The 14,038-nt window shown below is 69.1% G+C and carries 13 protein-coding genes; 3 read left to right on the top strand and 10 right to left on the bottom strand.

All coding sequences use genetic code 11. From position 1 onward, the window contains the following. Positions 1 to 248: 248 nt before the first annotated feature. The 10 genes from spoVG to tpiA all read right to left on the bottom strand — a co-directional run bounded on the left by spoVG (position 249) and on the right by tpiA (position 11,343). Complete coding sequence (gene spoVG, locus AB1824_06420; protein ID MEW5764596.1) at positions 249 to 584, bottom strand: septation regulator SpoVG; 336 nt, start codon at positions 582 to 584, stop codon at positions 249 to 251. Beyond that, a complete protein-coding gene (gene ispE, locus AB1824_06415) occupies positions 581 to 1,489 on the bottom strand; it encodes a 4-(cytidine 5'-diphospho)-2-C-methyl-D-erythritol kinase (protein ID MEW5764595.1) in 909 nt (302 codons plus the stop codon). The genes spoVG and ispE overlap by 4 nt, the downstream gene beginning before the upstream one ends. Then, positions 1,486 to 2,112 carry a hypothetical protein gene (locus AB1824_06410; protein ID MEW5764594.1) on the bottom strand — a complete coding sequence of 209 codons (627 nt, stop codon included), beginning with the start codon at positions 2,110 to 2,112 and terminating at the stop codon, positions 1,486 to 1,488. The genes ispE and AB1824_06410 overlap by 4 nt, the downstream gene beginning before the upstream one ends. Continuing rightward, a complete protein-coding gene (locus tag AB1824_06405; protein ID MEW5764593.1) occupies positions 2,096 to 3,775 on the bottom strand; it encodes a protein kinase in 1,680 nt (559 codons plus the stop codon). The genes AB1824_06410 and AB1824_06405 overlap by 17 nt, the downstream gene beginning before the upstream one ends. Further along, positions 3,772 to 4,443, bottom strand: a complete 672-nt coding sequence (locus AB1824_06400) for a divergent polysaccharide deacetylase family protein (GenBank protein MEW5764592.1) — start codon at positions 4,441 to 4,443, stop codon at positions 3,772 to 3,774. Before AB1824_06400 ends, AB1824_06405 begins: the two co-directional genes overlap by 4 nt. Before the next feature lie 241 nt (positions 4,444 to 4,684). After that, positions 4,685 to 5,842: a S41 family peptidase gene (locus tag AB1824_06395; protein MEW5764591.1), complete on the bottom strand. Its 1,158-nt coding sequence runs from the start codon at positions 5,840 to 5,842 to the stop codon at positions 4,685 to 4,687. Continuing rightward, a complete protein-coding gene (locus tag AB1824_06390; GenBank protein ID MEW5764590.1) occupies positions 5,832 to 6,962 on the bottom strand; it encodes a peptidoglycan DD-metalloendopeptidase family protein in 1,131 nt (376 codons plus the stop codon). The genes AB1824_06395 and AB1824_06390 overlap by 11 nt, the downstream gene beginning before the upstream one ends. Continuing rightward, complete coding sequence (locus tag AB1824_06385) at positions 6,959 to 9,205, bottom strand: alkaline phosphatase family protein (GenBank protein ID MEW5764589.1); 2,247 nt, start codon at positions 9,203 to 9,205, stop codon at positions 6,959 to 6,961. Before AB1824_06385 ends, AB1824_06390 begins: the two co-directional genes overlap by 4 nt. Further along, entirely contained in the window at positions 9,202 to 10,506 is a 1,305-nt protein-coding gene (locus tag AB1824_06380) for an adenylosuccinate synthase (protein MEW5764588.1), read from the bottom strand. The genes AB1824_06385 and AB1824_06380 overlap by 4 nt, the downstream gene beginning before the upstream one ends. A gap of 102 nt (positions 10,507 to 10,608) precedes the next feature. After that, the gene (gene tpiA, locus AB1824_06375) at positions 10,609 to 11,343 is read right to left on the bottom strand and encodes a triose-phosphate isomerase (protein ID MEW5764587.1); all 735 of its coding nucleotides are present in this window, start codon (positions 11,341 to 11,343) and stop codon (positions 10,609 to 10,611) included. Positions 11,344 to 11,484: 141 nt separating this feature from the next. On the opposite strand from tpiA, the gene rimP reads away from it, so the two are divergent. The 3 genes from rimP to AB1824_06360 form a co-directional block, all read left to right on the top strand. Further along, positions 11,485 to 11,952 carry a ribosome maturation factor RimP gene (rimP, locus tag AB1824_06370; GenBank protein MEW5764586.1) on the top strand — a complete coding sequence of 156 codons (468 nt, stop codon included), beginning with the start codon at positions 11,485 to 11,487 and terminating at the stop codon, positions 11,950 to 11,952. 23 nt (positions 11,953 to 11,975) lie between these two features. Beyond that, positions 11,976 to 13,271: a transcription termination factor NusA gene (gene nusA / locus AB1824_06365; protein ID MEW5764585.1), complete on the top strand. Its 1,296-nt coding sequence runs from the start codon at positions 11,976 to 11,978 to the stop codon at positions 13,269 to 13,271. A gap of 2 nt (positions 13,272 to 13,273) precedes the next feature. Further along, a partial coding sequence (locus AB1824_06360) for a translation initiation factor IF-2 N-terminal domain-containing protein (GenBank protein ID MEW5764584.1) occupies positions 13,274 to 14,038 on the top strand: 765 nt, incomplete at its 3' end.

Below are 14,038 nucleotides of genomic sequence, written 5' to 3'. Positions count from 1 at the left end.
CTCCGGAGGCAACGCGAGGGCGGAAACCTCCGCGAGCGAGGGGCGCTTTGGAGCCCGCCCCAATGTACCAGGAAGGAACGGTCCCATGCCGGGCAATGACCTCGTCCCGAAACGCGAAGGAACGGCGGCGCTGGATCCGGCGGCCGGGGCCGGACCGCGTCGGAGGAGCGCGGATCGCCGACGGACCTCGGGGGGGAAAAAAGAAAGGGGCCCGGCGGGCCCCTCTCGCCTTCCCCTGGCTGGCTTTCTCAGTGCGATTCCGAGGCCATGGCCGGATCCGCCTCCGGGAACGAGGCCTCCTCGGCCGCGTGAGCGGACATGGCGGGCTTGTTTCCCGCGGATTCTTTGTAGGCCGCGATCACCGCGTCCTCCATCATTTTCCGCGTCTCGCTATTGAGGGGGTGCGCGATGTCCTTGAAGGTCCCGTCCTTCCGCTTCTTGCTCGGCATGGACAGGAACAGGCCGCTGTTGCCCTCGATGATCTTGATGTCGCTGACGATGAAACTCTGGTCGAAGATGATGGAGACGAACGCCTTGAGTTTGGGCTCGTCCACTGGGAAGATCCGGATGTCGGTGATTTTCATCTCAGACTCTCCTTTTCCTGGCTCGGAATCGTCAACTCCCAGTAGTCCTTCCGCGTGAGCGTGTGCGTGAGAATTCCCCTGCTGCCCTGGTGCGACATCCTCCTTACGGATTCCTGGGCCGGCTCCCGGCTGGAGAAGAGCCCCAGCCATGCCGAACCCGACCCCGCAAGCAACAGCCTCCCCTCCCCGCCCTTCTCCAGAGCGCGGCGGAGCGCCGCGGCGTCCCCTTCCGGCTGCCCGCTCACCTCCTCAAAGCGGTTGAACAGAAGCCCCTCTCCCACCTTCCCTTCGGCGATGCCCTGAACGATCTCTTGTATTGTATGGACCCTGTTTGCCCGTGTCAACCGACCGTCGAGCTGTTCATAGGCCCTCGCGGTGGGCATCCCGCGGGGGGACAGGGCGATCACGACCTCCAGGCGGGGGGCGTCCGGCAGGGCGTAGACCTCCTCCCCTCGTCCCACGCCCAGCGCCGTCCCGCCGCAGAGGAAAAAGGGCACGTCGCTCCCGAGATTCGCCGCCAGTGGCATCAGGTCCGCGGGACGGCCGGGCAGCCTCCACAGCCGCGACAGGGCCAGCAGGGTCGCGGCGGCGTCGGCGCTCCCCCCGCCCAGGCCGGCCTGAACGGGTATCCGCTTGAGGAGACGAAGGCGTGCGCCTTTCCTGCAGGAGAAGGCCTCCTGAAGCATTCGGGCGGCCCTCATCACCAGGTTCTCCTCCCCGGAAGGAAGGGACGGATCGCTGCACTCCAGGGCGAGACCCGAGGGGGCTGGATAGACGTCGAGGACGTCGGACAGCGCGAGGGACTGGATCACCGTCCGCATTTCATGGAAGCCGTCCGGGCGCCTCCCCAGCACCTCAAGGCCCAGGTTGAACTTGGCGCAGGCGTGGACCCGAAGGGGGCTCACGGCGCGAGGCCCCAGAGCAGTTCGGCCGGATCGGCGGGAGTCTGCAACAGCTCTCCGGGGGGCAAGAGGACCGCCGGATCGAAGGGGGCGCCTGATAGCCCCTCCACGCGGAAGGTCAGCACGGCTCCTCCACGCGCCCGGAGCACCGATTCCCCCGTCCCCTCCACGGGCTCCCGCAGGAGGGCCTTGATCCTTCCCGTCCGGCCGCTCCACGCAGCCTCCAGACCGCCCTCCCGGCGGAGGACCCGGGCTCCTGCAGGGGGCCGCCCGGTCATGGCCGACCAGAGGTCCGAGGGGGACCAGGGCAAGGCGTCGGAGGAGCCCCGCCACAGTCCGAACCGGCCGGTGGCCGGATCCACCACGGTGGCCTCGCTGGGGCCCACGAAGAGGAGCAGACGGGTGGCCCCGAAGGGATCCCGGACCTCCACCCGCGCCCCCGAGGAGGGATCCAGCGCGAAGGCGCACGGGGCCGTGAAGCCGCGGGTCCCCCGGCTCAGGATGAACCTCCCCCGCCCCGACCAGGAGTTCCCCGCCGCGGGCCAGTCCTGGGGGGCCAGCCTCGCCGAACAGCCGAAAAGCGTCACCGGAAGGAAGACGGCGAGGGCCTTACTCCACCCACGCAAAACTGAGCTCCTTGTTGAGCCGGGTCATTCGAATGTTGAGGGTGAGGCGCTGGCCCGCCTCGAAGGTGCGGGATTCGGCGTGGGACCCCGAGACGTTCTGAATGTCCGTCTGAATCTCGAAGGACACTTCGTGCGGTCCGGGAGGCACCGTGAAGGTCCCCGTGTAGGTCTCGTCCTTCAGTGTGAATTTCCGCTGGATGTCCCGCGCCACCACGTCCTTCCCGTCCACCTTGATCTTGAACCCGCCCTTGAGGATCTTGCTCGTGAACGTGTAGGCAACCAGGGCGTGCTCCGGGGGCTTGACGGCGGGATGCGTCGCCGGCTCGGCGGGCCGGACCGGGACCGCGTTCTCGGGCTTGGGCTCCGTCTTCGGGGGGGGCGGCCGCCTGGGCTTCACCGGCTGGACCGGCTGGGTCTCCTTTGGCTCCTGCACGGTACCGCCGGAGGCGGGAGCCGCGGGAGGGGAGGCCGGACCGGGAGGGGCTTCCTGAGGCGTCGTGGCGGGGGTCTGGCTTGCCACAGGAGCCGGCTCCGCCGTTTGCCCGGTCGGTCCGCCCGATCGGGCCTTGGACCAGAGCGCCGCCGCACCGAGGACCACGGCCCCCAGAACAACGAGGCCCAGCAGGGCCCCGCCCACGGCCACGGCGAGGGGAAGACGCCGCCGCGGCGTCGGGGCGAGCGGAGGCGGGGTTCGGACGGGCGCCGGGGCCCCTTTCGGCGGGAGGGCCTTCGGACCGTTCGCCACCAGGGTCGGCTCCGCGACTCCGGCCGATGCGTTGTCGAGGGCCGTCCCCGCGTGGGGGAGGGCCGCGCCCGCCATGTAGGCGTCGATGTCCTCCACGAATTCGCCCGCGGTGGCGTACCGGCGCTGGGGGTCCTTCTCGAGGAGGTGGCGGACCATCTGGACCACTTCCGGGGGGAGGCTCGGATTCAGCTCGAGGAGGGGCTCGGGCTCGTCGCGGGCAATCCGGTAGGTGACCGTGCTGATGTCCTCGCCCGGGAAGGGCTTCTTGCAGGTCAGCAGCTCGTAGAGGACGGTTCCCAGCGAGAAGAGGTCGGCCCGGCCGTCCACGGGCCTGCCCATGACCTGCTCGGGAGACATGTAGGCGGGCGTTCCGAGAAACTGGCCCTCCCGGGTGAGCTCCGAGGTGGGGACCTTGGCGATGCCGAAATCCATGAGCTTCACGTGGCCGTCCGGCGTCTGCACGATGTTGGCGGGCTTGATGTCCCGGTGGACGACCCCGTTCTTGTGGGCGTAGTCGAGGGCGGAGGCAATCTCCCTGAAGAGCGGCAGGATGGCGTCGGGATCCTGCTTGATGCCCTGGCGCACCTTGTAGTTCCAGGGAAGCCCCTCCACGTACTCCATGGCGATGAAGGGCACGCCCGAAGCGGAGCCGTCATCCGCCTCGTACACGGTCACGATGGCGGGGTGGCTGAGCCGGCCGGCGGCCCGCGCCTCGCGGAGGAATCTCTCCCGAAATTCGGCGATCTTGTGGGCGTCGAGTCCGTCGGGAAGGACCACGATCTTGATGGCCACGGGGCGGTCAATGGTGGGGTCCCGCCCCAGGTACACGACCCCCATGGCCCCCCGACCCAGGACGCGCTCGATGCGGTATTTCCCGATGGCCGTGGGGAGAGTCCCCGGGGTTCCCTGGGCCGTCACCGAACCACCTCCCTCAGGGGGACGAACCGGACCGAGCGGGAAGACCAGTAAGGCATGCGCCGGGCGAGGGCCTCCACCGTATTCGGGCGAAGGTGACCGATGCCCACGAGCGCTCCCTCCTTCCTCGACCGGGCCACGAGCGTATCCAGCTGGGCCATGATAGCACCCACGTCGTCCTCTCCGTCAAGGAAGACGGCCCTGGAGGCGCTCGGGACTCCCGCCTCCCGGGCGGCCTCGTGGGCCACCGTGAGGGGCGAGGTCCTGCTGTCCAGAAAGTACAGCCCCCGCTCCTTCAGAACCCCCATGACGACCCTCATCAGGTCCGCATCCTGGGTGGCGCGGGAGCCCATGTGATTGTTGACGCCCTCCGCGTGGGGAACGGCCTCGATGTCCCGCAGGAGAATCCGCTCCACTTCGGAGGCGGCCATCCCCGTCAGGAGGGTGCCGGGGGTGGCACGCCAGCGGCGCGGACCGAGCGGTTCCATGGGCGCGTGGAGGATGACGGGAAAGCCCCGGCCGTGAAGGAGCCGCGCGGAGCTTTCGGAGGCCGGCAGAAAGGGGATCACGGCGAAGGTCACCGGGGCCGGGAGCCGCCCTGAGGCCGCTTCGGCGAGATCCAGGCTTTGGCCCACGTCGTCGAGCACGACGGCCAGAACCGCCTGGCCCACCCTGCCGATGCGAGGAGCGGAGGGAACTCCCGTTCCGGACGGGGTCGGTTTCCGGAGGAGAGGACGCGCCTCTCCGGACCTTGGAGATCGGCCCTTCGGAGGATCGGCGTAGGACGAGTCCCGCGGCGGACTCTCCTCCGGCGGCCGGGGGGGATGGACTTTGGAGCGGAGGAGAAGGGCACCGACCAGGAGTGCGCCCAGAAGGAGGAAAACCCAGGGTGGGACGGAGCCCCGGGGCCGCTTACGTGCCCGGCTTCGGGTGGCCATCCTGGGGGCGCTCCGGGGCCGGAGGGGCCTTCAGGGCCGCGGCGTAGATTCGCTCGAGGGGCTCCCCCGGAGCGGGCGTCAACGCGAGGGCCGGGTGCATGGGTTTGTCCTCGAGGAGGGTGCCGTCCGCCGCCAGGTAGTAGGCCGTGGCCATGCGGAGGAGGCCGCCGTCGGACAGGGGGAACTCCTCGACCCGGGCGGCGGTCCCGTACGTCGGCTGTCCCACGAGGAGCCCCCCCGCCTCCACGAGAGCCGCGGCGAGGGCCTCTCCCGCCCTTGCGGTGCTGCCGTCCACGAGAACCCGAATCTTCTTTCCAGCCAGCACTCCAGGGCCGGTGGTCTCTTCGCGCCTCTCGCCGCCGCCGGGCCCCTTGAAGCGGGGTCCCCTTCCGGGGCCGAGCAAAACGCCGGCCCAGCGGGCGGCGGCGGCCCCGTCGCAAGAGGCGCACTGTCTCAGATCCACGAGAACGGGCCCGGTCGCCTTCGCCAGGGCCTGCAGAACCGCGTCCGACGGGGCGGCCTCCAGGCAAGGGAGGACCAGCGCCGCCGCTCCGCCCGGGAGGCCGAGGACCCGGGGGGGCAGGGGCGCTTGTCGGGTGACCGAGAGGGTCTGGGACTGCCACGTCTCCGGATCCATGAGCGTCACGGAGACGGCCTCCCCCGGCTTCCCCCTGAGGGCCGAGAGGACCTGCGGATAGGTGAGGTCGTAGGTGGAGGCCGAACCGATGAACCGGAGAATCGTCCCCGGCCGGAGGGTCTCCGGGCTTCCGGGGTACACCGCCAGAATCCGGGCGAAATCCTCTCCCTTCGTGACGTAGAGGGGAAGGGACCCGGTGGAAGCGCCAAGGGACCGGTAGGCCGCCACCTCCTCCGGCGAGATGTAGGCCGACTCGGGGCCCGCCGCCGCCGCCGCTCCCTGGAGCGCCCCGCGGATGATCTCCCGAGGCGCCTTCGGGTCCACATAGTCCTTGAGGATCATGCCGAACACGCGCCGGAACAGGTCCCACGATTCGGAATCCAGAGGCGTCTCGTCGGGCCGGCTTTGCACCCCGTGCGTCAGGGCGAGGGAGCCTGCCAGGAGGAGCGAGGCCGCACCGAGGGGGAGTCGTCCCGTCCAGAACCTAGTCGTCATGCGTTCCCCCTTCGAGCCAGGCCGCTGGATCCACCGCGCGTCCCCCTTCGCGCACTTCGAAGTACAGCGCCGTACGCCCCAGGGAGGGGATTTCTCCCACGGTTCCCAGGCCCTCCCGCCCGAAAACGCTCTGGCCCGTGGTCACCGTGATCTGGTCCAGGTGCGCGTACACCGTGAAATAGCCTCCAGGATGTCTCAGGATGACCGTGTACCCGTAGCCGCTGAGCCATCCAGCGTATTCTACAACGCCGTCGAAGACGGCCCGAACGGGCGTGCCGAGGGGCGCGGCGAGATCCAGCCCCGGATGGGGCACCCGGGTCCGGAAGCGCGGGTGCACGTAGTCGCCGAACCCTCGCCCGCGCGCGCCTTCGCACGGCGCGGGCAGGCGCCCCTTGGCGTCGGCCATGTTCTTGGTGAAGATCTCCACCCGCTTCCGAAAGGCCAGATCCTCCATGTACCGGTCCATCCCCCTCGCCGCCCGAAGGGATTCGTCGAGGGCCTGCTCCGCCGTCTTTCGCTCCCGGTCCAGTCGCGACAGGAGCACCGACAGGCGCGCCTGCTGGCTTTCGAGAGCGGCCTTTTCCTTCACCGTTTCCGCCGCCTGCGCCTCTTGCCGAAGGGTGAGGGCCTGCAGCTCGGACCGGGTTTCCTCCTGCACGCGCCTCGCCCGCTGAAGCTCCCGCAAGCGGGCGGCGTCCCGCGTCGTGAGGGCCTGAAGATAGAGGCCCGCGGCCCTCAGGTCCTGGGTGGAGTTTACGGTGAAATAGAGTCGATACTCCTGCAGGAGTCCGAGGGCGTATTGCTGGCGGATCCGGGCCCGAAGATACTCCTCGGCCCGGGCCTGCCGGTGCTCCGTCTCCTCCAGCGTTCGACGGGCGGCTTCCAGGTCCGAGGCGGTCCGGGCCCTCTCCTGGGCGAGGCGCTGTAGGACCGCCTCGTTGAGCCGGATTCGCCGCCTCAGCAGATCCACCTGATCCAAAAGGCCCCGCTGCTTTCCGGCGATGTCCCCGACCTGATCGGCCAAGCGCCGGATCTGGGCCTCCACTTCCTCGGCGGTGCGGAGTGCGAATGGCCAGAGGGCGGCCGTGAGGACGGCCGCCGCGGCGAGGGCTTTTCTCATGGACGGTCCGGCCGAACCAGGGATTGCCCCTCGAGGTCCTGGTTCGGGGGCACGCCGAGGAGGTCCAGGATGGTCGGCGCCAGGTCCAGCATGTCGGGGTTGGGCCGAAGTGGGCGGTTGGAAAGGAGCAGGCCGGGGACGAAGGAGGGGTCGAGGGAGCAGTGGTCCCCGCTCCAGGCTTTTTCGTTGGTCTCGAAAAGGGACTCGGGCGCGCCGCCCAGGGAGGTCTGCCAGGAAACGCGGTAGTTTGGCGTGTTGGTCACCCTCAGGTCGGGGACCACGTCTGGATCGAAGTCGCGGTAGATCTCCTCGCGCCGGTACACGGCGTGAACGGCCCGTTCCCCCGTGGCGGGGTCCACGATCTTCGGGAGTTCCTCCTGAAGCCTGCGGCAAAGGGCATCGTACTCCTCACCGGGGGATACGATCCCCTGCCGCTCCCTGCCCCTCAGGTTGATGTAGATGTTTCCGAGGCCCAGCGCGTAGGCGCTCGTCTTCGACCAGTCCACGTTCTTGAAGAGGAGCCGGTCGTCGTCGAAGAGATCCTCCAGGGTCATGACGCCCGTGTCGGCCTGAAGCGAGAGATACCCGTGGTCGAGCAGCCATCGGTTGTAATTGATCGCGCGCCGGAAGGAAGCGAAGCCGTGGTCGGAGAGGACCAGAAGGGCGGCGTCCTCGGGCATGGCCGCCAGGGCTTTTCCCACGATGCGGTCCATCTTGATGTAGGCCTTCCGCATGGCCTCCTGGTATGCCGGCGCCTTGGCCGGATCGTAGAGGGGGTGCCCCTCATCCATGTAGCGCCACAGGATGTGGGCCACCCGGTCCGTGAACTCGTAGACCTGGACGTAGAGGTCCCAGTCCGCGTCCTCAAGCAGAGAGACCATCATCCGCTCGAAGTCCGACTCGGTGTTCTCCACGTCCGAGAGGAACTGGCCTTCGTCGGCCAGGCCCGATGAAATCGTCCACGTGTCAATGGCCCATCCCATGGTCTTGTACACGCCGAAGCGCCGCATGAGCTGCTCCGCGTAGTCCCTCGGGTACGAGATGGGAATGCCGTGGTCCTCCGGATGGACGTGGATCGGGGAGAGGTAGAGCCGCAGGTCGGGGGGGGCCTGGAGCAGATAGAAACGAGCCAAGCCATGAACGTGGACCAGCGGGTTCAGGGCGAAGTCGAAGCGCACCCAGGGCGACCACTGGCCCCGCTTCAGGGTGGCCGATTGCCCCTGCACGTCGTAGGTGCAGGTCCCGGCCGCTTCGTCCCACGTGAGGTCCAGGGGGATATCCACGGTCGGGGCGATTCCTCTGGCCTTGAGCCGCTCCTCTTCCTTCTGCCTCAGCTTTGCGCGGACCACCGGGTCCGTGGCGCATCCCCCCGCGTCATCCACCACGTATTCGTAGAAGGGTTTGTTGAAGGGGCCCTGGATGTGGACCCTGGCCGGTTGGGGCCCGTCCAGCGGAACCGGGACGATATCCACGCTGAACTCGTTGTCCCCGGCGGTGAGGGAGGGGTCCGTCGTGAACACGTAGGGCGTGCCGACCCGGCCCCGGATGTCCGGGACCCCGAGCCCGGAGAGGAGGCGCCCCTCCGGGTAGGGCTGGGCGGGAAAGGTGTCGGGCACCCGGAAGACGAGGCAGCGCTTCCCCTCCGACGCGGCTCTCTCCCAGAACGGCGTCCCCTTGAGGTGGTTGATGGCTTCCGGGACGCGCCGGGGAAGGTAGTTCACCGAGAAGGCCCACCCGCCGGCGGCGAGGGCCACTCCGGCCAGCGCGGGCACCCAACGCGCTCCCGGGACCGAACGTCGTCGCAGGAGCCATGCCGCCCAACAGCCCAGGGCCAGCCCCGCGAGCAGTCCGATGGCGGCGAAGGCCCACTTGGTGTGCCGGCCGAGAAGGAAGCGCCTGGAGCCCTCCTGCATCAGGGCGAAGCGGGGCTTGTAGGTCTCGATGTCCCTCGCCAGAAAATCGAAGACCTGGTTCCGGCCGGGATTCCAGCCGGTGATGAACGCGCCCCAGGAGACGGGCGTTTGGGGAGGATTGGTCACGCGCAGGTCCTGGAAGCCGCCTTCCTTGTCCAGCCGGGCGAAGTTGGGCATGACGCCTTCGGCCATGTATTTTCGGACGAGGGCGGGGTCCGCCCCGTCGAACCCCAGCACGACGACCTTCGGTGCCCTCGGCGAAGACGCCAGGAGCCAGGCCGACGCCAGGAGGACCAGGAGGATGGAGGCCGCGAGGGCATTCCGCTTCATCGTTCGAGGAGCGCCCTGAGGGAGGGATCGCGCACGACGGTGTGGGCCCGATCGGGCCCGGTGGAAAGGAGGGCCACCGAAACCCCGAGGTGCTCCTCCAGCCGGCCCACGTAGGCCTTGGCTTTTTCGGGCAGGGCATCCCAATCGGTGGTTCCGAAGGTCGCCGAACGCCAGCCTGGAAGCGTCTCCAGGACGGGCCGGGCCTTCTCCAGGACCCAGGGGGCCGCGGGGAACTCCGTGATCCTTCGGCCTTCGAACTCGTACGCCACGCAGACCTTCACCTCGTCGAAGGCGTCCAGGACGTCCAGGAGCATGACGGCGGCGGCGTCGAGCCCGTTGAGGCGCACCGAGTACCGGGCCGCCACCGCGTCGAACCATCCGCAGCGGCGCGGCCGACCCGTCGTCGTGCCGTACTCCCGGCCGCGCTCCCGGATGAGGTCTCCCGTGGCGTCCTTGAGTTCCGTTACGAAGGGGCCCTCGCCCACTCGGGTGCAGTAGGCTTTAAAGACGCCAAGAATGGAGCGAATCTGGTTGGGGGGAATGCCGAGGCCCGTGCAGGCGCCGCCTGCCGTGCTGTTGCTGGAGGTGACGAATGGGTAGGTGCCGTGGTCCACGTCCAGAAGGGTGCCCTGAGCGCCCTCGCACAGAACGCGCCGCCCCTCTCGGATATACCCCTGGATGAGGGCGGCCGTGTCCGTCACCAGGGGCTCGATTTCGGGCGCCAGCTCCAGGAACCGCGCCACGACCTGCTCCGCCGGGATCCCCTCGTGGCCGAAGAGGGCTTTCAGGTGCGCGTTCTTGGCCTCCGACAGCCTCGCCAATTCGATCTTGAGACGCTCCGGGTCCCTCAGGAAGATGGCGCGCACGCCCTCCCGATTGTACTTGCTCTCGTAGCAGGGGCCGATGCCGCGCCCCGTCGTTCCGATTTTCCCGCTCCCGCGGCGCGCCTCCCGGAGCTGGTCCAGAAGAACGTGGTGGGGAAGGATGAAGTGGGCCCGGTCCGAAATTCTCAGGCCGGTCACGTCGATCCCCGCCGCCTTCAGCGACCGGATCTCCGTCACGAGGGCTTCGGGATCGATCACGATCCCGTTGCCGATGACGCAGAGCTTTCCCGCCGCCAGGATTCCCGACGGCACGAGGTGGAGGGCGTAGCGGCTGCTGCCCAGCGTGACCGTGTGGCCGGCATTGTGGCCGCCCTGGTAGCGGGCCACGAGGTCCGCTGCTTCGGAGAGGAGGTTGACGATCTTGCCTTTTCCCTCGTCCCCCCACTGGCCGCCCACGATGACCATCGGCATCTTCATGACTCACCCCTCCGCAAACGGTTAGGGAGTATACCACCGCGGGGAGGCCCGGGGGGCCGAGAGGGCCCGCGCCGAGTCGCGCGTCCCCGGCCACCCTCTCACTCAGGAGACCGCCGTGAGGATCCCGTGAAAGGACTCCGGATCGAGGCTCGCCCCTCCCACGAGGAGTCCTCCCACTCCGGGAGTCCCCAGGAGGTCCGCCGCGTTGTCCGGCTTCACCGAACCGCCGTAAAGGATGCGCACGTCGTGCGAAACGCCCCGGCCGGCCAGCCAGGCCCGGATGGAGGCGTGGACTTCGGCCGCGTCCTCGGGTCGGGCCACCTTCCCCGTCCCGATGGCCCAGACGGGTTCGTAGGCCAGGTCAAAGCCGGAGTCCGGCGGGCTTCCGCCCAGGCCCGCCGCCAACTGCCCCAGGACCACCTCCAGGGTCCGGCCCTCCTCCCGTTCCTCGAGACGCTCGCCCACGCAGAACACGGGCCGAAGACCGTGTGACAGGGCGGCCCTGAACTTGGCCCCCAGCCGCCCGTCGGTCTCGCCGAAGAGGTGGCGACGCTCCGAATGGCCCACCAGGGCGTACCGGCACCCCACGGCCTTCAGGAGCCTCGGTGACACCTCGCCTGTAAAGGCCCCTTCGCCCAATTCGTGGAGGTTCTGGGCCCCGAGGGACTGGCCGGCGGGGAGGGCGCCGCGGACCTGGACGAGGAGGGGGAACGGGGGCAGAAACAGCACCTCGCGGTCCGGAGGGAAGGCCATGGAGGCCCAGCGGCTGAAGTAGTCCGCGGCCTCCTCCGGGGTCTTGTACATCTTCCAATTGGCGGCGACGAGCGGGCGCGGCATCGTGTCTCCTCGGGCGGCCCCTTCCAAGTCGGAGCGGGCCTTTGCCCAAGGATACCATGCCCTTGCGCGTCTGTGATCTTTGTGTTATGTTTGTCTTACGTGGGCTGGGGTAGCCCACGTTTTTCTTTCAGGGAGGGCGCCGTGGCCGCTCCGTGGCTGGATCGGGTCAGACTGCTCGCGGAAGACGCCGCCGCCGAGCGCGGCCTGGATCTCTTCGACCTGGAGACCAGACTCACGGGCCGCCGGTGGTGGCTCCGGGTCACCCTGGACCGGACCGAGGGGACCGTCTCCCTGGAGGACTGCGTGGAGGTGTCGAGGTCGCTCTCCCTGAAGCTCGACGCCGAAGACGTGGTGCCCCACGCCTACGAACTGGAGGTGTCTTCGCCGGGGGTGGAGCGCCCCCTCAGGTCCGCGAAGGACTTCGAGCGCTTCCGGGGGAAGAAGATCCACGTGGTCCTGGGGCCGGGCGGAGACGATGCGGGGCAGGCTTTCGACGCCGTGTCCCTGGGCGCCGAGGGCGGCGACGTGCTGGTGCAGAAGGGCGAGGAGGTGCGGCGGCTCTCCCTGGAGAGGATCAAGTCGGCCCGCCTCGTGTTTGAATTCCCGTAAAGGATTCTCTGGAGACACGGCAAATGTCCAACGAACTGTTGCAGGCCATCGAAGCGGTGGGACGCGAAAAAGGCATCGAGAAGGACGTGGTCATCGCCGCCCTGGAGGACGCCTACGCCGCGGCCGCCAAGCGGGTGCTCCACTCCCAGGAGGTGTTCGTCTGCCACCTCGACCGGGACACGGGCGAGTTCACCATCGCCACCGTGAAGCGCGTGGTGGAGGATTCGGAGCTGGAGAACCCCCTCATCGAAATGTCCCTCCAGGAAGCTCAGACGTACCGGAAGGACGTGCTCCCCGGCGACATCCTGGAGTTCCCCCAGGAGACCCCTCCCAACATGGGGCGCATCGCCGCCCAGCAGGCCAAGCAGGTTCTCACCCAGAAGATCCGCGAGGCCGAGCGGGAGATCATCTACAAGGAGTACAAGGACCGCGTCGGGACGATCATCAACGGCGTCGTCAAGCGCATCGAGAAGCGGAGCATCATCGTGGACATCGGGCGCACCGAAGCCCTCCTTCCGCCGTCCGAACAGAGCCGAGGCGAGCGCTTCCTGCAGAACGACCGGATCCGGGCCCTCATCGTCGAAGTCAAGGAAAACGCCAAGGGCAACCAGATCATCCTCAGCCGCGCCAGGGGCGAGTTCGTGGTGAGGCTCTTCGAGGCGGAGGTCCCGGAGATCTACGACGGTACGGTCGCCATCCGCGCCGTGGCCCGCGAGGCGGGCGAGCGGACCAAGATCGCCGTGGTGAGCAAGGATCGGGACGTGGACCCCATCGGCGCCTGCATCGGCATGCGCGGCATGCGCGTTCAGGCGGTCACCCGGGAGTTGCGGGGGGAGAAGATCGACATCATCCCCTACAAGGAGGACCTGCAGGATCTCGTCAAGGCGGCCCTCGCTCCGGCCATGGTCACCCGAGTGCAGATCGTGGACCAGGAGGCCCGGCGGATGGAGGTCGTGGTCCCCGAGGACCAGATCTCCCTCACCATCGGCAAGCGGGGCCAGAACATCCGGCTCGCGGGCCAGCTCGTCGGGTGGGAGCTGGACGTGAAGAGCGAGGAGGTCAAGAAGCAGGAGATCCTCGCCGCCATGTCCTCCATGATGGGCTCCTCGGAGGAGTACGATGAATCCTCCGGGGAAGTCGTTCCCGAGGAGGAGTCGCTCGAGCCCCAGGAGGGGGATTCGGAGGACGGGGCGCGCCCTGAAGCGGGGGCTGGCCCGGAGGACGGGGCCGGGGAGACGTCCGGTGAGGAGGCGGACGAGGACGCCGGCGAGGCCCCTGCCGGGGAAAAGGCGCCAACGGACGGGCAGGGGGAGGTCTGAGCATGGCGAAGGTCAGGATCTACGAACTCGCGAAGAGGATCGGGGTGCCGGCCGCCACCCTTCTGCAAGACCTGCAGGCAAGGGGGGTGGAGGCCTCCTCCAACTTCAGCTCCGTGGACGAGGAGGTCCTGGACCTCCTGAAGCAGAAGAAGAAGCCCGCGGCGTCCCCGCCCGCCAAGACCGCGAAGGCCGCCCCCTCCAAGGCGGCCCCGCCGCAGGCTCAAAGCCCCGCGGCAGCACGGCCCTCGGCGGTGAAACCGTCGCCCGCGCACGCCAAGCAGGCGCCCGCTCCCAAGGCTCCCGCCCCGGAGCCGCCTCCGCCGCCCAAGCCGCGGTCCATGGTGCCCATCCTGCACCGGCCCGCGTCCTCCATCGGCGCCAAACTCCCGCCGGCCAAGCCCGCCGCGCCCGTTCCGCCCCCCGCTCCCGAGCCCGAGGCGGAGAAGACCGCACCGCCCGTGGCGCCTCCGGCCCCCGAACCCGTTCGCTCGGAGGTCGTTCCCGCCGCGGTTGCGCCGCCACCACCCGCCCCTCGGAAGGTCGAGACCCACGCACCCCTCTCGGAAGCCGCGGCGCCAGCGGCCGCCGGCCCCGATGCGGAGCACGCGCCGGTTCCCGAGGCCCGCCCGGAACCCCTGCCGCCTTCCGTCCCCGCCGCGCAGACCCTCCCGGTTCAGGCGCCGGCCCCCGGGATGAAGCGGCCACCCATGCTCCACACCCGCCCCTTCCCGCCCCCGGCGGCCCGGCCCGTTCCCGCCGCCCCCCCG

Source organism: Acidobacteriota bacterium, from assembly GCA_040752915.1.
In the GTDB taxonomy this organism is placed as follows: Bacteria; Acidobacteriota; UBA4820; order UBA4820; family DSQY01; genus JBFLVU01.
Note: the sequence above shows the minus strand (reverse complement) of the source record. Positions and strands in the feature narration are given on the sequence as shown.